This window comes from Chitinophaga solisilvae, from assembly GCF_009928525.1.
Taxonomy (GTDB): Bacteria; Bacteroidota; Bacteroidia; order Chitinophagales; family Chitinophagaceae; genus Chitinophaga; species Chitinophaga solisilvae.
In genome coordinates, this window is the sequence record NZ_JAABOK010000012.1 from 115,656 (window position 1) to 137,813 (window position 22,158).

Sequence of the window (22,158 nt, forward strand, 5' to 3'; positions counted from 1 at the left end):
TTATTCTTATACTAATTTACCGTCTCCCGTAAAAACAAAAAACAATCATCAGATGAAAAAGCTCATCCCTTCTGCGTTGGCTGTACTGGTTAGCTGCCTGTACTTTGTTATGCCCGCTGCTGCGCAGCAAAAAACAGCTCCTGCCCGTGAAGATATTGTAGTAATGCAAAATGGTGAAGAAAAACATGGAAAGATTACTGAAGTGGATACCGACATTGTAAAGTTTATGCACAGCGGAGAAACATTGCTGTATACGTTGAAAAAATCGGATATCAGCAAGATCACTTTCGCCAGTGGCAGAATTGAAATGATCTCACATCCGCCGAAGGAAAGTGCTGCAGATCAGCCGCCTTATCCTGTCATGACTCCCAACCTGGTAGCCATCCTGCCTTTCAAGTACCGTCAGGTAAACGGTTATCCTGAGCCTGTCGCCGAAACAAAAGAGAAGCTGCAGGATGATACCTACGCGTATCTGAGCAAACGTGCCGCCACCTACAGGTTCCAGGACCCGCAAACCACCAATGCACTGCTGTTTCGCAGAGGGATCGATGAAAACACTATCAGGGGCTATACCTATGCAGAACTATGCAGCGTCCTTGGCGTGGAATACATCATACACGGTTCCCTCTCCCGCAGCTCCCGCGAAACGGTAGACACCTACGAAGGCAAAGAAATCAGGAAAGAAGACAACAAACTGAATCAGACCAAAGTAGCCAATACTACCGTTGACAAACAATACAACAACGAAGTCAGCATCATGATCTACAACTCCCGCAACGACCGGATATATAGTAATCAGCGCACGGCTTTAATGATGGAAGAGAATTCATATTGGTATGCGTTGGCGTTTATGCTGAAACGCTGCCCATTGTACAGATAATATAATTACGAATTACGAATTGCGAATTACGAATGTAAAAGCGAAGAGCTAAACGTAGATTAAAGGTGATATACAATAGTTATCTCTTTTAATCTACGTTTAGCTCTTCGCTTTTACATTCGTAATTCGCAATTTACCTCGTTACTTCTACCCATTTCCCCGGCAGGAACGCATGTATTGTATTGTCATACATGGCTTCGCAGGAGGTAGCGGGCAGGTAGTAGCGGCCCAGGTAAGAGGCGTTAAGTAATACGGTGTAGACGCGTGTTTTGTTTTCTTCGATATTGAAATAGGTGTACACCCTGTCATCGCGTATATCCTTATAGGTGGCAGGCGATGAGCGGAAGGAGCTGTCGTTGTCCATCAGGCGGGTGTTCAGTATTTCCCATCCGGAAGGGAATATCTGGGACAGCGCCATCTGTTCGTAATAACCGCGTTTACCAGGGTTTTTGATGGTAACGGTGGCCATGAAATCGCTGCCCTGACGCAGGGTAGAGATATCCAGCGGATGTCCTTCACGGGTGCTGTATTGTACCTGCATACTGAGTATGTCAGGGTTGTTGGTAGCTACCGGTTCCTGGCCGGCATCCGGCTGGCCGCGCAGGATCAGGCGCGCATACAGGACGTTCTGGCCATTGTTCTGCAGCGTGATGTTACCCTGAGCACTGTTGAAGGTAACAGGGATCTGCGTGACAAAGGATTGTCCGTTAACAGTGCCTTTTGCGCCGTTGAGTGTATAGCTGACATTGATTTTACTGTTGCCTTTGTTGGCGCCGCAGAATTTGGCTACTGCCAGCAGGGCGTAGGCGGTGGTTTGTGTGCTGTACCACTGGTTATCCTGTGAAAGCTGTGCGGCAATCTGTTTTACCAGTTCATTGGCGCGGTTGCGTTGCCCCAGCATGGTCAACGTTTCCAGGATCATAGCTTTATCGCGCAGGTCGGAGCCGAAGGTGCCGCCCAGCTGCGTATAGGGTTTCACCTCAGTAGGGAGGCTTTGTACCAGTGCATTGGCAACCTCTGGTTGTCCGGCAAGCCTGTAAGCTGCTGCCAGCCTCCATTTGGCAGGAGTGGAAATATATTTGAATTCCTTCAGCCTGTTCATGGCGCCCAGCTCCGGTACTTTGGCGAGTGCCAGCAGGTATACGCGGTATGCCTGAATGAGGTCGCCGCCATAGAAGTTCTGTGTATTCGGTGACCAGGTGGCAGCTTTGTTGCGCTGGTATTTTTTCCACTGATCCAGCAGGCCGGCAGGGAGCGTATAGCCCTTGGCCTGAGCTTCCAGGAGGAAGTGACCGGCATAGTTGGTGCCCCATTCGTCTGCATCTGCCATCCCCGGCCAGTAGCTCATACCACCGTCGGAGGTCTGGAAACCTTTCAGCCTGTTGATACCTGCTTTTATGTTACGGTCTATTTCTGCCAGCTGGCTTTCTTTCAGATCCATCAGCTGGTTCAGTGCAAGCTGCGGGAATACGCCGGAGGTAGTTTGCTCGATACAGCCGTGCGGGTACTCTATGAGGAACTGCAGGCGCTTGCCGAGGTTGAGCGACGGTATAGTGGATATTTCCAGCACGCCGGAGTTGGTGCCCGACATACCTACAGGGCTGTAGGCTGTACTCCAGTTCCTGCCGCTTTCCAGCGTATAGTCGATGACGTTGGTTATCACCGGATTCGGGTTACGTACGTCCAGTTCTACATTTTCTTCTGCGCGCTCACTGCCGCTGGTGGCTACAGCCTTGATTTTGCCTATGCCTGTCTGCGGTCTTACTTTCACATCGAAGTATACGATCTGTTCTCCCGGCTGATTGAAGGTAACCGTTTTGGTTTGCTCGCCTACTACTTCCAGCAGGGCATTGGTGCTGAGGGTAACGTTGGCGGAGCGGATGTTGGGTTCCAGTCCGAATACCGTTACAGGCAGCTGGATGGTTTCTGACGGACCAAGTACCCGCGGAGCGCTGGTAAGCAGCATGAGCGGTTTTTTCACGGCCACCGCTTTTTCAGCGAAACCGTATGCACCGTCCTGGCCCGCTACCACCATAGCTTTAACAGAGCCTATATAGGGTGGCAGTTTGAATTTATGCGTTTGTTTCTGACCGCTCTTCAGGTAGAAAGGTCCCATATATTTCACTACCGGCTTGAAGCGGTTGGCTTTTGCTGCGCCGGCATTTTTATTCAGCCCTTCGTCGCCGCCAATGCTGAGGATACGTTCCATATCTGCACCCCATGCGCCGATCACGAAATCGAAGAGATCCCAGGTTTTAACGCCCAGGGCCTCCCTTGCATAGAAGGAGCTGTGCGGGTCCGGTGTTTTGAACCGGGTAAGATCGAGCAGCCCCTCATCTACGATGGCGATGGTATATGTCATGGATTTGCCGTTGCTTTCGCTCACGGTGATGGTAGCGTCGGATTCCGGTTTCAGCTTGTCAGGCATACTGATGACCGGTTTCAGGATGGTGCCCGGATCTTCTATTGAAACAGGAATGGTACCATACATCCTGATAGGCAGGTCATTGACAGTCTGGGCATGTGGTTGCAGCAGGGTAACGTTGACGTATATATTAGGCGTCATATTTTTTTCTGCCTTGAAACGGAAGGTGGTCTGCCCCTGCTGGGTATTTACCCAGAATGTTTTCAGCACCTTGCTGCCGGATTCAATGCTGATTAATCCACGTCCGCCTGCGCTACTGGGGATAGTCAGATTGATATCATCACCGGTTTTATACTTTTGTTTGTCAGCAGTAAATACCAGCATAGATGCTTCGGCGGGATTTTCTTTCTGCATTCTTTCTGCCCATCCCGGCCAGTCAATATATACGGATTTGCCGCTGGTATGGCCGCTTTGCAAGTCTTTTACCCTTACCAGGTAACGGCCCCAGTCCGGTGAGTTGACGCGCAGCTCCCATTTACCGCGGCCGTTGTGCAGGGTAATGGTTTCTTTGCTCAGCAGCTGGTTGTAGTTGTCCTGTGTGAAATTGGAGAACTCGTTGGATTCGCTTTCATCCCACCACCATCTCCATCTCACCTTGTAGAGTTCTACCTGTACTTCGCGGCTGCCGCCAATGAGGTTACCTTTATCATCTACATCCACAATGTCTATGCTGTGCGGCTTGTCTGTCAGCAGCATACCGGTGGTGCGGTCGCCTTCGGGCATGCGTAAACCGGCATAGGAGGTGAACGGATTATACGGCATGGAGAAGTGATCGATACTGAAATCACCTCCCGGCTCGAATACTTTTACTTCGAAGTTGGCTTTCAGCTGGCCGGGGGCAATCTTACCGAGCTGCATGTCTGCACTGACAGTAGCGGTGCCGGCATCGCTCAGCGCACCTTCGAAGATGGTTTTATTCTCTGCCTCAAAATGGGTGACAGGGTCATCGAAGGTATAGCCCTCGAAATTTTTGAAGCTGGTAGTTTGTTCTTTGAGAGATACATCCACTTTGGCTTTCAGGTGCTGGGCAGTGGCGCCAAACAGCCACATGGCTGACAGCGAGCCCTGGGAGCCGGTTTTGGATAAGGCCGTGGCGGATCCGAAGTCCATTTTTATTTTCAGCCTGTTAGGCTTCACGGTTTCCACGCGGATGTTTTTGGTAAAGGTGGCGCCGCCGACTTTTACCTTGGCGAGCCAGTTACCGGTTGGATCATCGGGTTGCGTGGAGGTAGAGAAGCTATAGAAGCCATTCAGGCCTTCATGCTGATTGAGGCGTTTATACAATTGTCCTTTAGGGTTGTATAACTCCAGGGATACGGGGTGATCTTTCGGCAGTTTATCATCCTTATCTTCCAGGATAAATGTCAGGTAGATGGAATCGCCCGGCCGCCATACGCCGCGCTCGCCATAGAGGAAGCCTTTGATACCGCTCTGTACTTCTTCGCCTTTTACGTCGAAGCGGCTGAGGGGCAGGGAGCTGCCATCGTCGAGTTTGAGGTAGCCTCTTTCATCGCCTTTTTTGGCGATGAGCAGGTAAGGTTTGCGTTTCAGTTCAAAAGAGGCAAGGCCGTCGCCGTCGCTCTTTGTTTTATAGATCACCTGGTTCTGATAGTCGAGCAGTTCCAGCTCCACGCCTGTCAATGGTTTGGTATCGCGGATATCCGTTACCACCACCAGCATGCTGTTATCATTACCTCTTTTGGCAATAAGGCCTATGTTGGAAGAAACAATGTTCCGGGAAGCCCATTTGTCTTTATTGTAGTAAGAATTGGAGCAGGCATCGTTACGGCGCTCCCAGTCGTACCCGTACGGATAATAGCTATCGTAGCGTACCCAGAAGGCATCATCATCATCTATCTTCTCCCCGTAATAGTTTTCTTCAGATTCTTCTCCCTGTGAGCTTTCTCCTTCTTTCTTCTCTTCTGTACACTGGGTAAGCGCATATGATTTACGGAAGCCGATGGTTACGCGGTAAATAGCGCCCGGCTCTGTACGCAGCAGTTTGTCGAGGTCGAGGAAGAAGCGGTTTTTCTTATGGAGATTAACAGATTTATCACTATCCAGGCGGATCACTTTTTCTACTACGGGTCTGCCTACACGACGCAGCTCCTGGTCGCCGTTCAGGTTGTTGTTCTGCAGGTATTGCGGTACGTTGTTCTCATAAATTTTGATGATGCTTACATCTACGGCATTCAGGTTAACTGCTTCAAACGGCATCACCAGCTTATTGCTTTCGGGCAGAATAACGCCCTTGCCGGGGATTTCCACGGAGGGCAGTGTATTTTCAAAATTGACATTGGCGCTGAAAGTCTTGCCCAGTCTTTGATCGGTGATATTGATAACACCTTCGTTGATGATGGCGTTATAGCTGCCTTCCAGTCTAACGGGGGAGTATACACGTACTTCACTGCCGTCGATGGTATATCTCAGGTCACTCTGCCCGCTGATGCCGACCAGGCCTTCAAGGGTCTGGGCTACGCTGATGGGATCAGAGAACTGTACGAGCAGGTGTTGTTCCGGTTCAGACATGGCTTTTACCTCGAGCACCTTGAAATCTCCTCTGGCCGGAACTTCTACGGTTTTCTTTCCTTCGTTATCCACTTTCAGCGGAGATCCTGACCAGGTCAGTTCCATATTGCGGGCAATGTTTCCGCGTTCGATGCCGGCGATGGTAAAGCGGGAGGTACGTTCGGCGGCATTATGCTGCCAGGTGACCGGCAGTTTTTTACCGGCATATTGTGCGCTGAGGAGCTTTTCTACTACCTGCGGGTCTTCCACATCGGCAGTGAAAACGGCGCCGGTATACGTCATCTTATCAAGAGACGAGTTGGTGCTGGCTTTCAGTCCGGCGAAGTCCAGGGAGAACGAAGGTTTGATGATTTTAAAATCAAAATCGAAGGTTTTGAGATCTTTCGGCACTTCCATCACCTTACCGAGTTTAAAGGTAGCCTGGTAGGTTTTTCCGGGCTGCAGGTTTTCATCCGGCCGGAATTCGATGGTGGTGGCATCTATCCAATAGGACTTGCCCTTGATAGACGGGGAAAACTCGAAGACTTCCTTGTCGAGCACTTCGTTCTGGGTATGGGTGACGTTTACCTGCCCCGCGAGATGCACGCGGATAGGACTCTGTTTGGAGATGACACCCGCTGTGTAAGCCTCGATATACTTGGCAAAAGCGGGGTTCATTTCTTTTTTGGTAGTCCTGCAGCCACTGATCTGTGTCAGCGCAGCCAGGGAAACAATGAATACTGCTACAGCTAAAAGCCGTTTGAATAGGTGCATCAGGAATGGATTATGGTGATTAACTGATTAGATGCGAAGATAGTCCATTTAGTTATTTGGTTATTTGAGATTTGGTTATTTAAAATGCAGCGGAGACATGAGCGAATACTTTCGCAATAATCTCCGCTGCATTTTAAATAACCAAATCTCAAATAACCAAATAACTACATTATATGGTTTTTCCTCCGCTCAGCCGCAGGAACTTATCTACGCATTCCGGGAGTTCTTCTTCGTAGTGGGTGACGTAGATGAGGGTAACGGGCATATGGTGGCAGAGTTGTTCAATTACTTTTTTGAAGTGGCGTTTTTGCTGATCGTCCAGCCCCTGGCAGGGTTCGTCGAAAATGAGGAGTGGCGGGTGTTTTACCAGGGCGCGGGCCAGGAGGGAAAGTCGCTGGGCGCTTTCGGGTACTTGTTTGAAGGGGGTGGCAGCATATGCTCCGATGTCCAGGATATCCAGCCAGGTGCGGGCTGTTGCCTGTTGTTCCGGTGTGGCCGGGCGGGTGCTGCCGATGATATCGGAGAAGCCGGAGCATACTACCTGGAGGCAGTTGTCGCGGGAGCTGAAGTACTGGTGGAGTTCAGGAGAAACGAAGCCGATCTTCTTTTTGATGTCCCAGATACTTTCTCCGGAGCCACGGCGGCGGTCGAACAGCCATAGCTTGTTGGCGTATGCCTGCGGGTTGTCGCCGTTGATGAGACTGAGCAGCGTTGATTTACCGGCGCCGTTGTGGCCCAGCAGTGCCCATTTTTCATTGGTTTTTACGGTCCAGTTAATATCGTCGAGGATGGTATTTTCTCCGTATTTCACCCGGATGTTTTCCATGCGTACGATGTGCTCAAATGTTGTTTCCGTATGATTTTTTACCATTTCTGCGATCCTGTCTGCCTGTGGCAGGGGCAGTATATCTTCTTCAACGGCTGGCAGGGGGAGCTGTACAAATTCACTGCGTGTATACCTGCCCGTTATCTCTCCGTTTTCGAGGGTGAGTACGTGGGTGATATGTTCCGGGATTTCATGCGGTGTAGTTGCCAGCAGTACTGTGGTGCCGTTGCTGATGATTTCATTGATCATCGCGGTAAAGTCCTTGCGGGTCTGTACATCCAGGCCGATGTACGGATTGTCGAGCAGCAGCAGCTGTGGTTGCTGCAGCAGGGCGCGGGCAATCATGATACGGCGGGTTTCCCCGTTTGACAGCTTGATGAGGCGCTTTCCCAGGAGCGGCGCTACCTTCAGCGGCAGCAGCAGTGCCGGCACTTCGGCGATGCCGAGGTATTCGCTGACAACCGGCGAGTTGTCGGCATCCGCACTGTTAAACCGTTGCTGATAGTAGAAGTCGGTGGTGGTATTGGAGAGGTTCCGGAAAGTATGATGATGACCTACCAGCTGCACCAGGTTGCGATAGGTAAAGTACGGATCGGTAATGGTATGCTGTTGTTTCCATGCATCATAAAAATGATGTCTGACGGTCCCATTGATGATATTAAACTTACCAAGAATGGTATGGAACAGGGCGGTCTTACCTGACCCGCTGGGACCTGTCACGGCCCATTGTTCATTTTTATTGACTTCCCAGCTGAGGGAATTGAAGAGTGTTTTGTCGAGATACCTTACGGTAACATGTTCCAGCGAGAGAAAGGGTGTCTTTACTTCTTCCATGGTTTACTTGGTTGGGCTAAAGATTCATTGTCGCCTATAAAAATAATAGTATTATCGGATGGTTCAAGTATTTTTATAGCAAATCATCGTTTTATGAATTGGGATTTCAAGACTTTCGGAGAGCTGACGATCAATGAGCTGTATGATATATTGCGACTACGGAGCGAAGTATTTGTGGTAGAGCAGAACTGTGCCTATCAGGACCTGGATGATTATGACCAGCAGGCATACCACCTGATGGGAAGGGATGCCAACGGGCAGCTGCTGGCCTATACCCGTATTTTTGCTCCCGGCATCAAATACGAAGAATCTTCCATCGGCCGCGTGGTCACTTCACCGAAGGCACGCGGTACCGGCGCCGGCCGTCAGCTCATGGAAAAATCCTTGTCAACACTCGAAAATACCTTCGGAAAGATAGCCGTAAGAATAGGTGCGCAGCAATACCTGGAGCGGTTCTATGCCTCGCTGGGCTTTGTAAGCACAAGTGAACCTTATCTGGAGGATGGGATATGGCATGTGGAAATGGTAAGGAAATAATTACGAATTACGAATTGCGAATTACGAATGAGGAGCGAAGACATAAGCAAAGAAGTAAATTCTTTATCCGCTTACATCTTCGCTCCTCATTCGTAATTCGCAATTCGTAATTCGCAATTATCTTTTCGGTATTTTCTTCTCCTTTTCCTTCTTCTCCTTCACATGTACTTTTATCTTATACAGCGGGAAAACATACGATACGGTGTATTGCATGTCGAAGATGGATTTTTTAGAGCCGCTGCCAAAGCCGGGCATGACGAGCGGGGTGAATTCATCGGTTTTGATGTTGTTGAGGAGGATACGTTCGCGCAGGCTCCAGCCGAGGAAGAAGTTTTTGAGTACTTCAGCTTTCAGGCCCAGTACCAGTTCTACCCAGTGGGCGTTGACATTGGTTTTGGGAACGCTGCCGGTGAGGTTGCCGCCCCAGTAGGGGCTGGTAATTTTATAGGAGGGCACTTCATAGGTAAGGTGTGAGAAACCGTACCGTATACCGCCGTAGAACATATTTTTTTCGGAGGGGTATAGTCTTTTCATGAAGTTGTAATCGACGCCCAGTGTGATAAAGACGCCGCTGCCCTTATAGGTGTAGTTGTCGTCGCTGTAGGGCGTGTTGGTATAGCCGGCTTCTACTGCGCCATACAGGTCGCTTTTGAGGCGCACGTCGGCTACGGCGGTGAATTCCTTGCGGTAGGGATAATAGATGGCCGTAATGATGCGGCTGAGATCCACTCCCACGCGGATACCGCCGGGGAGGAAGTAGGTGCTGTCCTTGGCTTTCACCGCGGCCGTTGCCGTTGTGTCAATTCCCTTTTTGCGGAGGGTATCAGCAGCCGGTTTATGGAGAGTATCTTTTATCACGGCCGGCTTGTTTTGTGCCTGTACTGTGATGCCCGTCAGTATACTACTCAGCAAAGAAAAAAGTAAGATGCGTATCATTACTGTTTATTACTGATTTTGAATTGAATGCAATTGAATCGATCCGGTGTTTGGTGGCCAGCATCGTATCCAGGAAGAAGTAGGTGCCGAATCCGCATCCGGGGGAAATAAAATGTTTACTACGTGTATACCTGAACGTTAGGGTGTCAGGAACTGCGGTAGAATCCACCTGGAGGAAGAAAATGCTGCTGTCAGCCACGGGCGACAGTGGCAGGAATACGCTGCTGAGCGGCGCCTTTTTAAAGATGCTGTCCCGGTTTTTTCCCTGGTCAATAGCGAAGAGCGTTACCTTGGGCAGGACGGTATCCCTGATTCTGTTGAAATTATCCGGCTTTTTTTTGAAAGCGATGCGCAACTCAGTCCGCAAAGTCTGATCGCAGATTTTCGTTTCATTCTCGCAGGCAACGATGCCGGCGAGTAATAAACAGGGGAGTAATATCTGGTATATAGTTTTCATTCTTGTTAAAAACGTTGGCAAGATATTAAATTCCCAGCTCCTTTTTGAGGAAGCGGGCAGTATGGCTGTCTTTACAGGTGCTTACCTGCTCCGGTGTACCGGTGCAGAGGATGGTACCGCCGCCTGCACCGCCTTCGGGGCCGAGGTCTACGATATAATCCGCCATTTTGATCACATCCAGGTTATGTTCTATGACCAGTACCGTATTGCCGCGGTCGACCAGTTTGTCCAGTACTTTCATGAGCAGCTGTATATCCTGGAAATGCAGGCCGGTAGTAGGTTCATCCAGTATGTAAATGGTTTTGCCGGTATCTTTTTTAGACAGTTCCGTTGCCAGTTTAACACGCTGTGCCTCGCCACCGGAGAGGGTTACGGCCGATTGTCCGAGGGTGATGTAACCCAGGCCCACATCCTGCAGGGTTTTGATTTTGCGGTATATCCACGGTACCGGCTGGAAAAATTCTACGGCTTCATCTACAGTCATATCGAGTACGTCGGAGATGGATTTGCCTTTATAGCGGATTTCCAGTGTTTCGCGGTTGTAGCGGCGGCCGTTACATTTTTCGCAATGTACATATACGTCCGGGAGGAAGTTCATTTCGATGACACGCATGCCACCGCCTTCACAAACATCGCAGCGGCCTGTTTTCACATTGAAGGAGAAGCGGCCGGCGTTGTAGCCCCTGATTTTAGCTTCGGGCACCTGTGCAAACAGGGTGCGTATATCCGTGAAGAAGCCGCAGTAGGTAGCCGGATTGCTGCGTGGAGTGCGGCCTATGGGCGACTGGTCAATTTCAATCACCTTGTCGATATGCTCCAGCCCTTTGACGCTTTTATAAGGCATGGGGGCCTGCTTGGAATCGTAGGCGTGCTGAGAAAGAATCGGGTACAGCGTTTCATTGATGAGCGTGGATTTACCGCTGCCGGAAACGCCCGTAACGCAGATGAAAGTGCCCAGGGGCAGTTTCACGCTTACATTCTTCAGGTTGTTGCCGGTAGCGCCTTTCAGCTCCAGGAAGTTGCCGTTGCCCTTGCGGCGCTGCTCCGGTATGTCCATCGCGCGTTTACCGTTGAGGTAGCCCGCTGTGGGGGTGTTCAGTTTTAATATTTGTGCAGGCGTGCCCTGTGCAATGATCTGGCCGCCGTGGATACCGGCGCCGGGACCAATATCTACCAGGTGGTCCGCATGCAGCATAATGTCTTTATCGTGTTCCACTACGATCACGGTATTACCCATTTCACGCAGGTTGCGGAGCGCGTCTATCAGCTGCATGTTATCGCGCTGATGCAGGCCAATACTGGGCTCATCCAGGATATAGGTGATGCCCATGAGCTGGGAGCCTATCTGTGTGGCGAGGCGTATACGCTGTGATTCGCCACCGCTGAGCGTTCTGGTAGCCCTGTTGAGGGTGAGGTAGTTCAATCCTACGTTGAGCAGAAATCCCAGGCGTTCCCTGATTTCTTTCAGGATATCTTTGGCGATGACGTTCTGCTTGTTCTCCAGCCTGGATTCGATGGAGCGGAACCACTCAGACAGCTTGTCCAGGTCCATATTTCCCAGCTCGGAAATATTTTTATCGTCTACCTTAAAAAATAAACTTTCCTTCTTCAGTCTGGTGCCATTACATTCCGGGCAGGTGCTGAGTTCCATGAAGCTCTCGGCCCAGGAGCGCACATGATCGGAAGCGGTATCGTTGAAATAGCGGCGTACCATGTTCACCACCCCTTCGTATTCGGTGGAGTACTGGTCGGTGGCGCCACCTTCCCCGTAGGAGAGGTCCATTTCCAGCTTGCCGTTTTCATCGCCGAAGAGAAGCACGTTGAGCGCTTTCTGCGGGATGGCGGAGATAGGCCCGGTGAGGGAGAACTTATATTTTTTGGCGAGCTGCTGCACCTGTTTGTAGGTGAAGGTATCGCGGGCTTCTCCCAATGGTTTTAAGCCGCCTTCATCAATGGTGGCGTTGTAGTCGGGGATGATCGCGTCCATACTGATCTGATGGATGGAGCCCAGACCTTTACACCGCGGGCATGCGCCGTAGGGGGAGTTAAAGGAGAAGGTGTTGGGAGATGGTTCCTCGTAGGAGAGGCCGGTGTCCTCGCACATCAGTTGTTTGCTGTACTGGCTTACCTTACCGGTGTCATGATCCATGACGAAGAGGAGGCCTTTACCCATGGTGAGGGCTTTCTGTACGCTCTGGCTGATGCGGGTACGGGCATCGTCCTGAACCTGGATACGGTCTATGACCAGCTCAATATCATGGATCTTGTAGCGGTCTACCTGCATTCTTTCCTTCAGGTCCATTATTTCCCCGTCCACCCGTACTTTGACATATCCCTGTTTGCGTACCTGTTCAAAGAGTTCGCGGTAGTGACCTTTACGGCCGCGTACCAGGGGGGCGAGAATAACGAGTTTCTTTTTGCTGTAATTTTTGAAGAGATGTTCCAGTATTTCTTCTTCAGAAAAGCGCGTCATGCGCTTGTTGGTATTGTAGGAATACGCCTGTCCGATGCGGGCATACAGCAAACGCAGAAAATCATAGATCTCTGTGATGGTGCCTACCGTAGAGCGGGGATTCTTATTGGTGGTTTTCTGTTCGATGGAGATAACCGGTGAGAGGCCGGTAATTTTATCCACATCGGGTCTTTCCATATCACCTATAAACTGACGGGCATACGCGGAGAAGCTCTCCATATAGCGCCGTTGTCCTTCTGCATAAATAGTATCAAACGCCAGGGAAGATTTTCCGCTGCCACTGATACCGGTGATCACCACCAGTTTGTTTTTGGGCAGCTGTAAATCCAGGTTTTTCAGGTTATGCTCCCGTGCGCCAAATACTGCTATCTGGTCATCTGATGTTACTTCCGGAACAAGAACGGGTTCTTTTTTCTTCGCCATGGCACTAAGCTACGGAAGAATTACGAATTACGAATTGCGAATTACGAATGAAAAGCGGAGAACTAAGCGGAGGCGTCATTTGAGATTTTTTTATTTGAGATTTTGTTTCAATACAAATGCCCTCCGGATTTCCGGAGGGCATCATTTTTTATATTAATATTCTCAGATTACTGATTCGCTTTGTTCTCCGCGCATCATTCGTAATTCGCAATTCGTAATTCGTAATTGCTAAGCTATTTGTATTTTTTGAATACAACAATCGCATTGTGTCCGCCGAAGCCGAAAGTATTACTCATGGCTACGTTTACGGTGCGTTGCTGTGCCTGGCCCAGTGTCAGGTTCAGGTTGGTCGGGATACCTTCACCCAGCACGGTGGTGTTGATGGTAGGCGGCACGATGTCTTCCTGGGTAGCTTTGATGCAGGCGATGGCTTCGATAGCGCCGGCTGCACCGAGCAGGTGACCTGTCATGGATTTGGTGGCGCTGATATTCAGTTTGGTCACGTGATCGCCGAAGGCGGCCACGATAGCTTTCAGTTCACTGAGGTCGCCTACGGGAGTGGAAGTGGTGTGGGAGTTGATATAGTCCACATCGTTCACGGTGATGCCGGCATCTTCCAGGGCCTGTTCCATACCGAGTCTGGCGCCCATTCCTTCCGGATGGGTGGCAGTGAGGTGGTAGGCATCGCAGGTCATGGCGCCGCCGATCATTTCGCCGTAAATGGTAGCGCCTCTGGCGATAGCGTGTTCATACTCTTCCAGTACGATGGCGCCTGCGCCTTCACCCATTACAAAGCCGTCGCGCTCTGTATCAAACGGGCGGGAAGCATGTTCAGGATCTTCATTGCGGGTAGACAGCGCCTTGAGGGCGTTGAATCCGGCAATACCGGCGCGGGTTACAGGGGCTTCGGAACCGCCTGTTACAATCACGTTGGCTTTACCCAGACGGATATAGTTAAATGCGTCTACCAGTGCGCTGGTGGAAGAAGCGCAGGCAGAAACTGTACAGAAGTTGATACCCATGAAGCCGTATTTCATCGCTATCTGACCGGCAGCAATATCGCAGATCAGTTTAGGGATGAAGAACGGGTTGAATTTAGGTACAAAATTAGCGGCCGCAAATTCTACGATCTGTTCCTCGAACGTGAGCATACCTCCGTTACCGGAAGCCCAGATTACGCCTACTTTGGTTTTGTCGATACCTTCCTTTTCCAGACCGGCATCCAGCACAGCTTCCTGGGCAGCAGCCATTGCGTACTGCGTGAAGTTGTCCATTTTGCGGGCCTCTTTCTTCTCCATGTACTTTTCTACATCAAAATCTTTGACTTCACAGGCAAATTTTGTTTTGAACTCTGTGGTGTCAAATTTGGTGATGGGACCAGCGCCACTGACGCCAGCCTTCATATTGTTCCAAAAAGTATTTACATCATTCCCGATAGGTGTTAGTGCTCCCAAGCCGGTAACCACAACCCTTTTCAGTGTAACAGTACGCATATTTTTTACTTTAATAAAAAAAGTTAGAGCGCAAATTTAGTTACTTATTGTTATAGATAAGCATATTCATTAAGATAATATATTATAACTTTTGCTGTTTGCCGGGAGATGTAATGCTGTAGCGGATTTGGGGCGGGTAAGAAAGATAGGTCGACGGGATTTAACAGTATTTAACGTTGGCTTTCAGCTTTATGCCTTGCAGGAAGCTGAAAGCCAACGGCTAAACGAAGTTTATGCAGCCACCACGGCTGATTCAGGAACAAGCGCTATTCTGAGCGTACGTTTTTTAAGGAAAGAGATCACCTCTGCGTCGGACTGGAAGCGGTCGCCTATATTCACAAAATGCTTCGCCAGTAAATCGTAGCGCTTGCCCATCAGGTAGGCCCATACATGCAGAAAGTGAATACCGTCGAATACGACTGCTTCGTTCACAATATATTGGTCCAGCGTGCTGGTAAAGTATACCGGGTGTTCGGTCCAGTGCATGCTGGGTTTCAGGTGATGGCTGATATGATAGCCGTCGTTCCAGCATTTATGATTGTATTTGGTATTGATACAGGTAATACTGTTGCGGTAAGGATTATCCGGATCGCCGGGGCAGATAAATGCATGCTGCGCCCAGTTACCTACCATCATGATAATGCGGGAGATGATAAAAGGCAGAATAAATACCACAAAGGTGGCCGGGAAGTTAATAAAGGATAAACCCACGCAGGCTGCAATAAATATCAGTTCGCCCCTGACCAGTTTCACCATCAGCTTGTTTCTTTTCTTACGGATATGATACCTGGCAGTATCAAATACACCGAACGTAACAAAGCTGTACAGATAATGCAGGAAACCGCGGAGAGAATCGCGCTGGTAAGGCATGGTGCAGCTGTCATCGTCCGGCATATTGTTTTCCGGGTGATGCATCCCGATGTGATGCGAATAGTAGGACTCCGGCGTTTGTCCGAACAGCGGGCCTATCACCCAGGGGAGATAATTGTTAAGCAGCTGATATTTTTTCTCGAAGAAGGCGCGGTGGCTGGTGCAGTGGAGCATCAGGCCGAAAGGCCCCTTGAAGGTAATATTGTTAAAAAACTGATAGGCAACTGCAGCTACCCACCATACCCAGTTACTGACGCCCGGCCAGTACATGAGTATAGCCAGCGGCCATAGCGTAAAAGTAATTTTCAATGTCAGGTAAACAAAAGGAAGATCGCGTTCATCCCGGATCATCTTTTTAAACAGCCTGTCGAAAACAGACTCCTTTGCCGGCCTGACGTACACAGGATCTGTGAGTTGGGAAAGTTGCTTCATATGCTAGTGTAAAAGTTGGGCTACAGCTACCAGTTGTGAGTTGGCTTATGTACCTGGTTCTAGTTTAATAACGCATGCAGCTGGATAAAATTATTCCGACATGACTGCTTCACCGTAAGATAACCCAAATTATCGGCAGTTTGTATGATTTAACGGTTATTTTGTAATTTCCCGCGTCATGCATTAGTCCGGGAGGCCGGCTTATTATGAAAGTAACAACGGCGATGCACGTAATAAAACCAATCAAATTAATAGAATCCGATGAGAAGACTAACCCTCAAAGATGTTGCTAAAATGGCCGGTGTTGCGCCTTCCACAGTATCTTTTGTATTGAATGGAAAGGCAAAGCAGATGCGTATACGCGATGAAGTTGCCCAGAAAATAATGCAGGTGGCAGAGAAATCAGGTTACGAGCCGCACCGCGTAGCGGTGAATCTGCGCACGGGGCAGTCGAAAACGCTGGGCCTGATCGTGGAAAGCATCTCCGGCAGCTTCTTTGCGAGTCTTGCCAAAACAATTGAAACCGAAGCAGAGCTGATGGGCTACAATGTAGTATACTGCAGTACGGAAAACAACGCCCAGAAAGGCGGAGAGCTCATCCGGATGCTGGGCCGCCAGATGGTAGACGGTTACCTGATTACACCAGCGCCGGGAATGGAAAAGGAAATTCAGCAGCTGGTACAGCACCATAAGCCTGTAGTGCTGATGGACAGCTACTTTCCGGCCATCAAAACACCATATGTGCTGATCGATAATTTCGGAGGCGTGGAACAGGGCATGGAACACCTGATCGGCAAAGGGTTTACTAAAATAGCGTTCGTTACCGTTGATGTAAAGCTGATCCAGCTGCAGGAACGCCTCCGCGGATATATGACTACCATGAAGAAACATGGCATCCCGGTAAAAAAGAAACATATGCTGCACCTGAAGTATAATAAGGTCCGCGAAGAGTCCCTGAAGGAAATGCAGGAGTTTATTGAGGAAAACCCGGAAGTAGACGCTATCTTCTTTGCTACCAACTACCTGGGTATCCTGGGGCTGGAAGCTATAGCCGGACTGGGTTTGCGGATGCCGGACGACTTATCTGTCATCTGTTTCGACGATCATGATATCTTCCGCCTCTATCCGCCGGGAATTTCCGTTATTGAACAACCGATAGAAGGCATTGCCCGCACCGCCATTGCCATGCTGATGCAGCAGCTGGGGAAACGTACCGCCCCCATGCCCAAAAACAGCGGGGTAGAACTGCCCGGCAGGTTCATTCTCCGCGGGTCTGCCTGACAGGTCTTAAATAAATTGCAAAAATCGCCGCTTTAGTTGCAAATGATCCGAAAATATTTATACTTTTAATACCAGCCGGAGATTTTAACAAGAAAAGGATTCTGTGAATCTTTTTTTTCTGAAGATATGCTAAATCGATTTTTCATGACAGGAAACTTAACACCGCAGATGCATTTTCCCCGTTCCTGAAAGGTTATTTTTGCCTTTTTCATCTTCTCCGCACCGGAAAGAAACTTTTATAATTACGCTACATCATGAAAAAAACCGGATTACTGGCAGCTGCCATCTGTTGTATGCTCAGCGCACAGAGCCAGACCGTAAACAAGGTAACTGAACCTGCAGAATGGGTGAACACCCTCATGGGAACAGATTCAAAAGTGAGTTTGTCCAACGGTAACACCTATCCTGCCATCGCCCTGCCATGGGGTATGAACTTCTGGATGCCGCAGACCAACGTCATGGGCAACGGTTGGGCATATCAATATGCTGCAGACAAAATCAGGGGCTTCAAACAAACGCACCAACCCTCCCCCTGGATCAACGACTACGGCCAGTTTGCCATCATGCCGGTAACAGGATCCGTAAAATTTACCCAGGATGCCCGCGCCAGCTGGTTCTCCCATAAAACAGAAGTAGCGCGCCCCTACTACTACAGCGTCTATCTCGCAGATGCAGATGTAACCACAGAAATCACACCTACGGAAAGGGCTGCCCAGCTGAGGTTTACCTATCCCGGCACCGACAGCGCCTATATCGTGGTGGATGCCTTCGACAAAGGTTCCTATATTAAAATATTACCGGAGCAGCAGAAAATAGTTGGCTATACTACCAAAAACAGCGGCGGCGTTCCGGCGAACTTCAAAAATTATTTCGTCATCTACTTTGATAAACCTTTCAGCGTAGCTTCCACCTGGCACGACTCCACCCTTACAAAAGGACAGCTGGAGCTGCAGGCAGACCATACCGGCGCCATCGTGGGCTTTAAAACCAGACGAGGCGAAAAGGTGACGCTGAAAACCGCATCTTCCTTCATCTCTCCTGAACAGGCTGAATTAAACCTGCAGCGCGAAATAGGGAAAGATAACTTTGATGCCACCTGCAAAAAAGCAAAGGATACCTGGAATAAGGAACTGGGCAGGCTGGCGGTTGAAGGCGGATCCTCTGCACAGGTGAGCACCTTCTACTCCTCACTGTACCGCGTAATGCTCTTCCCGCGCAAGTTCTATGAGATCAATGCAAAGAATGAAATTGTACATTACAGTCCTTACAACGGACAGGTGCTGCCAGGCTATATGTTTACCGACAACGGTTTCTGGGATACCTTCCGCGCAGTGCATCCTTTCTTCACGCTCATGTATCCTTCTCTCAGCGCACATATCATGGAAGGGCTGGCTAACGCATACAAGGAAAGCGGCTGGCTGCCTGAGTGGGCAAGCCCCGGTCACCGCGACTGCATGATCGGTTCCAACTCCGCTTCCCTCATCGCGGACGCCTACATAAAAGGTATACGCGGATACGATATCAACACCCTGTATGAAGCCATCATTAAAAATACAGAACACGAAGGTCCGCTGACATCCGTGGGCAGAGCCGGTGTGAAGTATTACAACCAGCTGGGCTATGTGCCCTATGATGTGGACGTAAACGAGAATGCAGCCCGCACGCTGGAATACGCCTACGACGATTTCACCATCTGGCAGCTGGCAAAGGCCCTGAATAAGCCTGCGGCAGAAATAGCACGTTTCGAAAAACGTTCGCAGAACTACCGTAATATCTTCGATCCGGAAACAAAACTCATGCGCGGAAAAAATAAAGACGGCAGATTCCAGGCACCTTTCAATCCTTTCAAATGGGGCGATGCCTTCACGGAAGGAAACAGCTGGCACTACACCTGGTCCGTATTCCATGATGTACAGGGCCTTGCTTCCCTTATGGGTGGCCGAGAACAATTTGCCGCCATGCTGGATTCCGTTTTCAAAATGCCGCCGGTATACGATGAAAGCTACTACGGCACTGTTATCCATGAGATCCGCGAAATGCAGATCATGAACATGGGACAATATGCACACGGCAACCAGCCCATTCAGCACATGATTTATCTGTATAACTACGCAGGCCAGCCGTGGAAAACGCAGTACTGGATCCGTCAGGTGATGGAACGCCTCTACAAGGCTATGCCGGATGGCTACTGCGGTGATGAAGATAACGGCCAGACTTCCGCCTGGTACGTGTTCTCCTCCATGGGCTTCTATCCTGTATGCCCCGGTACACCTGAATATGTGTTCGGTACCCCGCTCTTCTCCAAAATTACCATGACACTGGAAGATGGTAAGAAAATGGAAATTGAAGCACCCGGTAACAGCGATAAAAACCTGTATGTTCAAAGCACGGCATTAAACGGGCAAGCATATACGAAAAACTGGATCAGTCACCAGGACCTCCAAAAGGGCGGTAAGCTGACATTCAGAATGGGCGCCGCTCCTGAAAAAACAAAAGGCACGCAGCCCGCAGCTTTTCCTTACTCTTATTCCACAAAGAAATAAGAGCAAAAATTTTCATTGTTCACTGTATATATTTCATCCCGATTCTTCGGGATGTCCCTTTTTTCATTCCCGTTGTTAAACTGATTTCAATGATACGCAGGATTCTGTTTTTATCCTTACTGGGCGGCACTTCGCTGCTGACGTACGCACAGGAAAATGTACTGCAGTACGTAAAGCCCATTACCGGCACCCGGAAAATGGGACATACCTATCCCGGCGCTACCGTCCCCTTCGGCATGGTGCAGCTTAGTCCGGATACCGATACCATTCCCTATGAAATGAATGGCAGATACAATAAGGATGTGTATAAGTATTGCGCAGGTTATCAGTATGAAGATAAAACCATCACCGGTTTCAGTCATACGCATTTCAGCGGTACCGGCCACTCCGATCTGGGCGATTTTCTCATTATGCCTGCAGTGGGTGAACTGCAGCTGAATCCCGGTACTGCAGACCATCCGGAAAGTGGCTACCGCAGCCGTTTTTCGCACAGCACCGAAATAGCGGAGCCTAATTACTATAAAGTGAAGCTGGAAGATGATAACATCATCGCGGAGCTGACAACAAGTACCCGCGTGGGTTTTCATCAGTATACCTTTCCCGCTTCTTCCCGCTCCCATATCATCCTGGATATGATGGCAGGCATCTACAACTATGAGAATAAAAACGTCTGGACTTTCATCAGGGTAGAAAATGATACGCTGGTAACAGGTTTCCGGCAGACTAACGGTTGGGCACGTACGAGAATAGAGTATTTCGCCATGGCCTTTTCCAAACCATTTAAGGCCTACGGTCATCAGAACTACGCGAAAGATGTATACAAAGGGTTCTGGCGTAAATTTGATCAGACAAAGGATTTCCCGGAGATGGCCGGAAAACAGATCCGCGCCTGGTTCGATTTTAATACCACCGAAGGTGAACAGGTAAAGATAAAATTTGCCCTATCACCCGTCAGCACCCAGGGCGCGCTGAAGAACCTGCGCGCAGAGATCCCCGGCTGGGACTTTGAAGCTGTAAAGCGTGCGGGGCAAGCGCAATGGACCGCTGAACTCAATAAAATACAGATCACTTCCGGGAGCCACGAAGAGAAGGAAAATTTCTATACCGCCATGTATCACGCCTTCATCAATCCTACGGTTTACATGGATACAGACGGCGCCTACCGGGGACTGGATATGAACATACATACCGCAAACGGCTATACGAACTATACGACTTTCTCCCTGTGGGATACCTACCGGGCGCTGCATCCCCTTTTCAATGTGATACAGCCCAAACGTAATGCAGACATGATACAATCCATGCTGCACCACTATGAACAGAGCGTGCAGCATATGCTGCCTGTCTGGTCGCACTACGCCAACGAAAACTGGTGTATGACCGGTTACCACAGCGTTTCCGTCATTGCCGACGCCATCATGAAAGGCAACGCGCCTTTTGATGTGAACAAAGCCCTCGACGCCTGTGTAGCTACTGCCCGCCACCGTACCTATGACGGCCTCGGCTATTATATGGATATGGGCTATGTGCCGGAAGATAAAAACGGCGCCTCCGTATCCAAAACACTGGAATACGCCTATGATGACTGGTGCATCGCACAGGTGGCGCAAAAACTAGGCAGAACAGACCTCTACAACGAATTCATCCGTCGTGCCGCCAACTACAAAAATGTATACGACCGCAGCACCGGATTTATGCGTCCCCGTCTGAGCGACGGTAGCTTCAAAGTCAGCTTTGACCCCCTGCAAACGCACGACCAGGGATTCATTGAAGGAAACGCCTGGAATTACAGCCTGTATGTTCCTCACCATCCGGACTCCATGATAGCCATGATGGGTGGCAAAAAACAATTTACGCAACACCTGGATTCCCTGTTCACCATGGAACTGCCGGATAAATATTTTGCAGAAACAGAAGACATCACCCGAGACGGTATCATCGGCAACTACGTGCATGGTAATGAGCCCTCCCACCATGTGGCCTACCTCTATAACTGGACCGGCCACCCATGGAAAACACAGGAGCGCATCCGCATGATCCTGAAGAAAATGTATCACCCCGGCCCTGACGGTTTAGGCGGCAACGATGATTGCGGGCAGATGAGCGCCTGGTACATCTTCAGCTCGCTGGGCTTCTACCCTGTCTGCCCCGGCAGCAACCAGTATGCACTTGGCAGTCCCGCCATAGATAAAGCCACGCTACAGCTGGAAAACGGCCGCACCTTCACCATAGAAGCCAGAAACCAGGGCGATAAAAATGTATACGTTCAGAAAGTAGTCCTGAATGGTACTCCGCTAAACAGATGGTATATAACGCATGAGGAGATAATGAATGGAGGGAAGGTGGAGTTTTATATGTCTGCAAAGCGAGGGAAATAAATAATTGCGAATTACGAATTGCGAATTACGAATGTAGAAGCGAAGATAAAAGCGAAGAACCCGTTTTGGTATTATTCCAAACGGGTTC

General features: G+C 49.6%; 12 protein-coding genes. 5 read left to right on the top strand and 7 right to left on the bottom strand.

Going from position 1 to position 22,158, the window contains the following annotated elements:
- The first annotated feature begins 52 nt into the window (after window positions 1-52).
- Entirely contained in the window at window positions 53-880 is an 828-nt protein-coding gene (locus tag GWG06_RS23015) for a hypothetical protein (RefSeq protein ID WP_160716277.1), read from the top strand.
- A 133-nt stretch (window positions 881-1,013) separates the two neighbouring features.
- On the opposite strand, the gene GWG06_RS23020 is transcribed toward GWG06_RS23015, so the two are convergent.
- On the bottom strand, window positions 1,014-6,587 hold the full coding sequence (locus GWG06_RS23020) for an alpha-2-macroglobulin family protein (protein ID WP_160716279.1): 5,574 nt from the start codon (window positions 6,585-6,587) through the stop codon (window positions 1,014-1,016).
- 169 nt (window positions 6,588-6,756) lie between these two features.
- Window positions 6,757-8,247, bottom strand: coding sequence for an ATP-binding cassette domain-containing protein (locus GWG06_RS23025; protein WP_160716281.1), 1,491 nt, complete (start codon window positions 8,245-8,247; stop codon window positions 6,757-6,759).
- A 93-nt stretch (window positions 8,248-8,340) separates the two neighbouring features.
- Here GWG06_RS23025 and GWG06_RS23030 point away from each other — a divergent pair, with 93 nt between their 5' ends.
- Window positions 8,341-8,784 (top strand): GNAT family N-acetyltransferase, encoded by a 444-nt coding sequence (locus tag GWG06_RS23030; protein WP_160716283.1) that lies wholly within the window; start codon window positions 8,341-8,343, stop codon window positions 8,782-8,784.
- 117 nt (window positions 8,785-8,901) lie between these two features.
- Here the strand turns inward: GWG06_RS23030 and GWG06_RS23035 are convergent, their stop codons facing one another.
- The 5 genes from GWG06_RS23035 to GWG06_RS23055 form a co-directional block, all read right to left on the bottom strand.
- Window positions 8,902-9,720 (bottom strand): DUF6048 family protein, encoded by an 819-nt coding sequence (locus GWG06_RS23035; RefSeq protein ID WP_160716285.1) that lies wholly within the window; start codon window positions 9,718-9,720, stop codon window positions 8,902-8,904.
- Window positions 9,686-10,177 (bottom strand): DUF6452 family protein, encoded by a 492-nt coding sequence (locus GWG06_RS23040; protein WP_127041143.1) that lies wholly within the window; start codon window positions 10,175-10,177, stop codon window positions 9,686-9,688. The genes GWG06_RS23035 and GWG06_RS23040 overlap by 35 nt, the downstream gene beginning before the upstream one ends.
- A 25-nt stretch (window positions 10,178-10,202) precedes the next feature.
- Entirely contained in the window at window positions 10,203-13,073 is a 2,871-nt protein-coding gene (gene uvrA / locus GWG06_RS23045; protein ID WP_160716287.1) for an excinuclease ABC subunit UvrA, read from the bottom strand.
- 233 nt (window positions 13,074-13,306) lie between these two features.
- The gene (gene fabF / locus GWG06_RS23050; RefSeq protein WP_160716289.1) at window positions 13,307-14,566 is read right to left on the bottom strand and encodes a beta-ketoacyl-ACP synthase II; all 1,260 of its coding nucleotides are present in this window, start codon (window positions 14,564-14,566) and stop codon (window positions 13,307-13,309) included.
- A gap of 231 nt (window positions 14,567-14,797) precedes the next feature.
- Window positions 14,798-15,868 (bottom strand): fatty acid desaturase family protein, encoded by a 1,071-nt coding sequence (locus GWG06_RS23055; protein WP_127037984.1) that lies wholly within the window; start codon window positions 15,866-15,868, stop codon window positions 14,798-14,800.
- A gap of 261 nt (window positions 15,869-16,129) precedes the next feature.
- Between GWG06_RS23055 and GWG06_RS23060 the strand changes: the two genes are divergently transcribed.
- From GWG06_RS23060 to GWG06_RS23070, 3 genes are all read left to right on the top strand, one after another.
- Entirely contained in the window at window positions 16,130-17,149 is a 1,020-nt protein-coding gene (locus GWG06_RS23060; protein ID WP_127037982.1) for a LacI family DNA-binding transcriptional regulator, read from the top strand.
- Window positions 17,150-17,403: 254 nt separating this feature from the next.
- Window positions 17,404-19,692 (top strand): GH92 family glycosyl hydrolase, encoded by a 2,289-nt coding sequence (locus GWG06_RS23065; RefSeq protein ID WP_160716291.1) that lies wholly within the window; start codon window positions 17,404-17,406, stop codon window positions 19,690-19,692.
- An 89-nt stretch (window positions 19,693-19,781) separates the two neighbouring features.
- On the top strand, window positions 19,782-22,070 hold the full coding sequence (locus tag GWG06_RS23070; protein WP_160716293.1) for a GH92 family glycosyl hydrolase: 2,289 nt from the start codon (window positions 19,782-19,784) through the stop codon (window positions 22,068-22,070).
- Window positions 22,071-22,158 lie beyond the last annotated feature (88 nt).

Coding starts and splice junctions, on each gene's coding strand:
- GWG06_RS23015 (WP_160716277.1), top strand. CDS start 53: ATGAAAAAGCTCATCCCTTCTGCGTTGGCTGTACTGGTTAGCTGCCTG.
- GWG06_RS23020 (WP_160716279.1), bottom strand. CDS start 6,587: ATGCACCTATTCAAACGGCTTTTAGCTGTAGCAGTATTCATTGTTTCC.
- GWG06_RS23025 (WP_160716281.1), bottom strand. CDS start 8,247: ATGGAAGAAGTAAAGACACCCTTTCTCTCGCTGGAACATGTTACCGTA.
- GWG06_RS23030 (WP_160716283.1), top strand. CDS start 8,341: ATGAATTGGGATTTCAAGACTTTCGGAGAGCTGACGATCAATGAGCTG.
- GWG06_RS23035 (WP_160716285.1), bottom strand. CDS start 9,720: ATGATACGCATCTTACTTTTTTCTTTGCTGAGTAGTATACTGACGGGC.
- GWG06_RS23040 (WP_127041143.1), bottom strand. CDS start 10,177: ATGAAAACTATATACCAGATATTACTCCCCTGTTTATTACTCGCCGGC.
- uvrA (WP_160716287.1), bottom strand. CDS start 13,073: ATGGCGAAGAAAAAAGAACCCGTTCTTGTTCCGGAAGTAACATCAGAT.
- fabF (WP_160716289.1), bottom strand. CDS start 14,566: ATGCGTACTGTTACACTGAAAAGGGTTGTGGTTACCGGCTTGGGAGCA.
- GWG06_RS23055 (WP_127037984.1), bottom strand. CDS start 15,868: ATGAAGCAACTTTCCCAACTCACAGATCCTGTGTACGTCAGGCCGGCA.
- GWG06_RS23060 (WP_127037982.1), top strand. CDS start 16,130: ATGAGAAGACTAACCCTCAAAGATGTTGCTAAAATGGCCGGTGTTGCG.
- GWG06_RS23065 (WP_160716291.1), top strand. CDS start 17,404: ATGAAAAAAACCGGATTACTGGCAGCTGCCATCTGTTGTATGCTCAGC.
- GWG06_RS23070 (WP_160716293.1), top strand. CDS start 19,782: ATGATACGCAGGATTCTGTTTTTATCCTTACTGGGCGGCACTTCGCTG.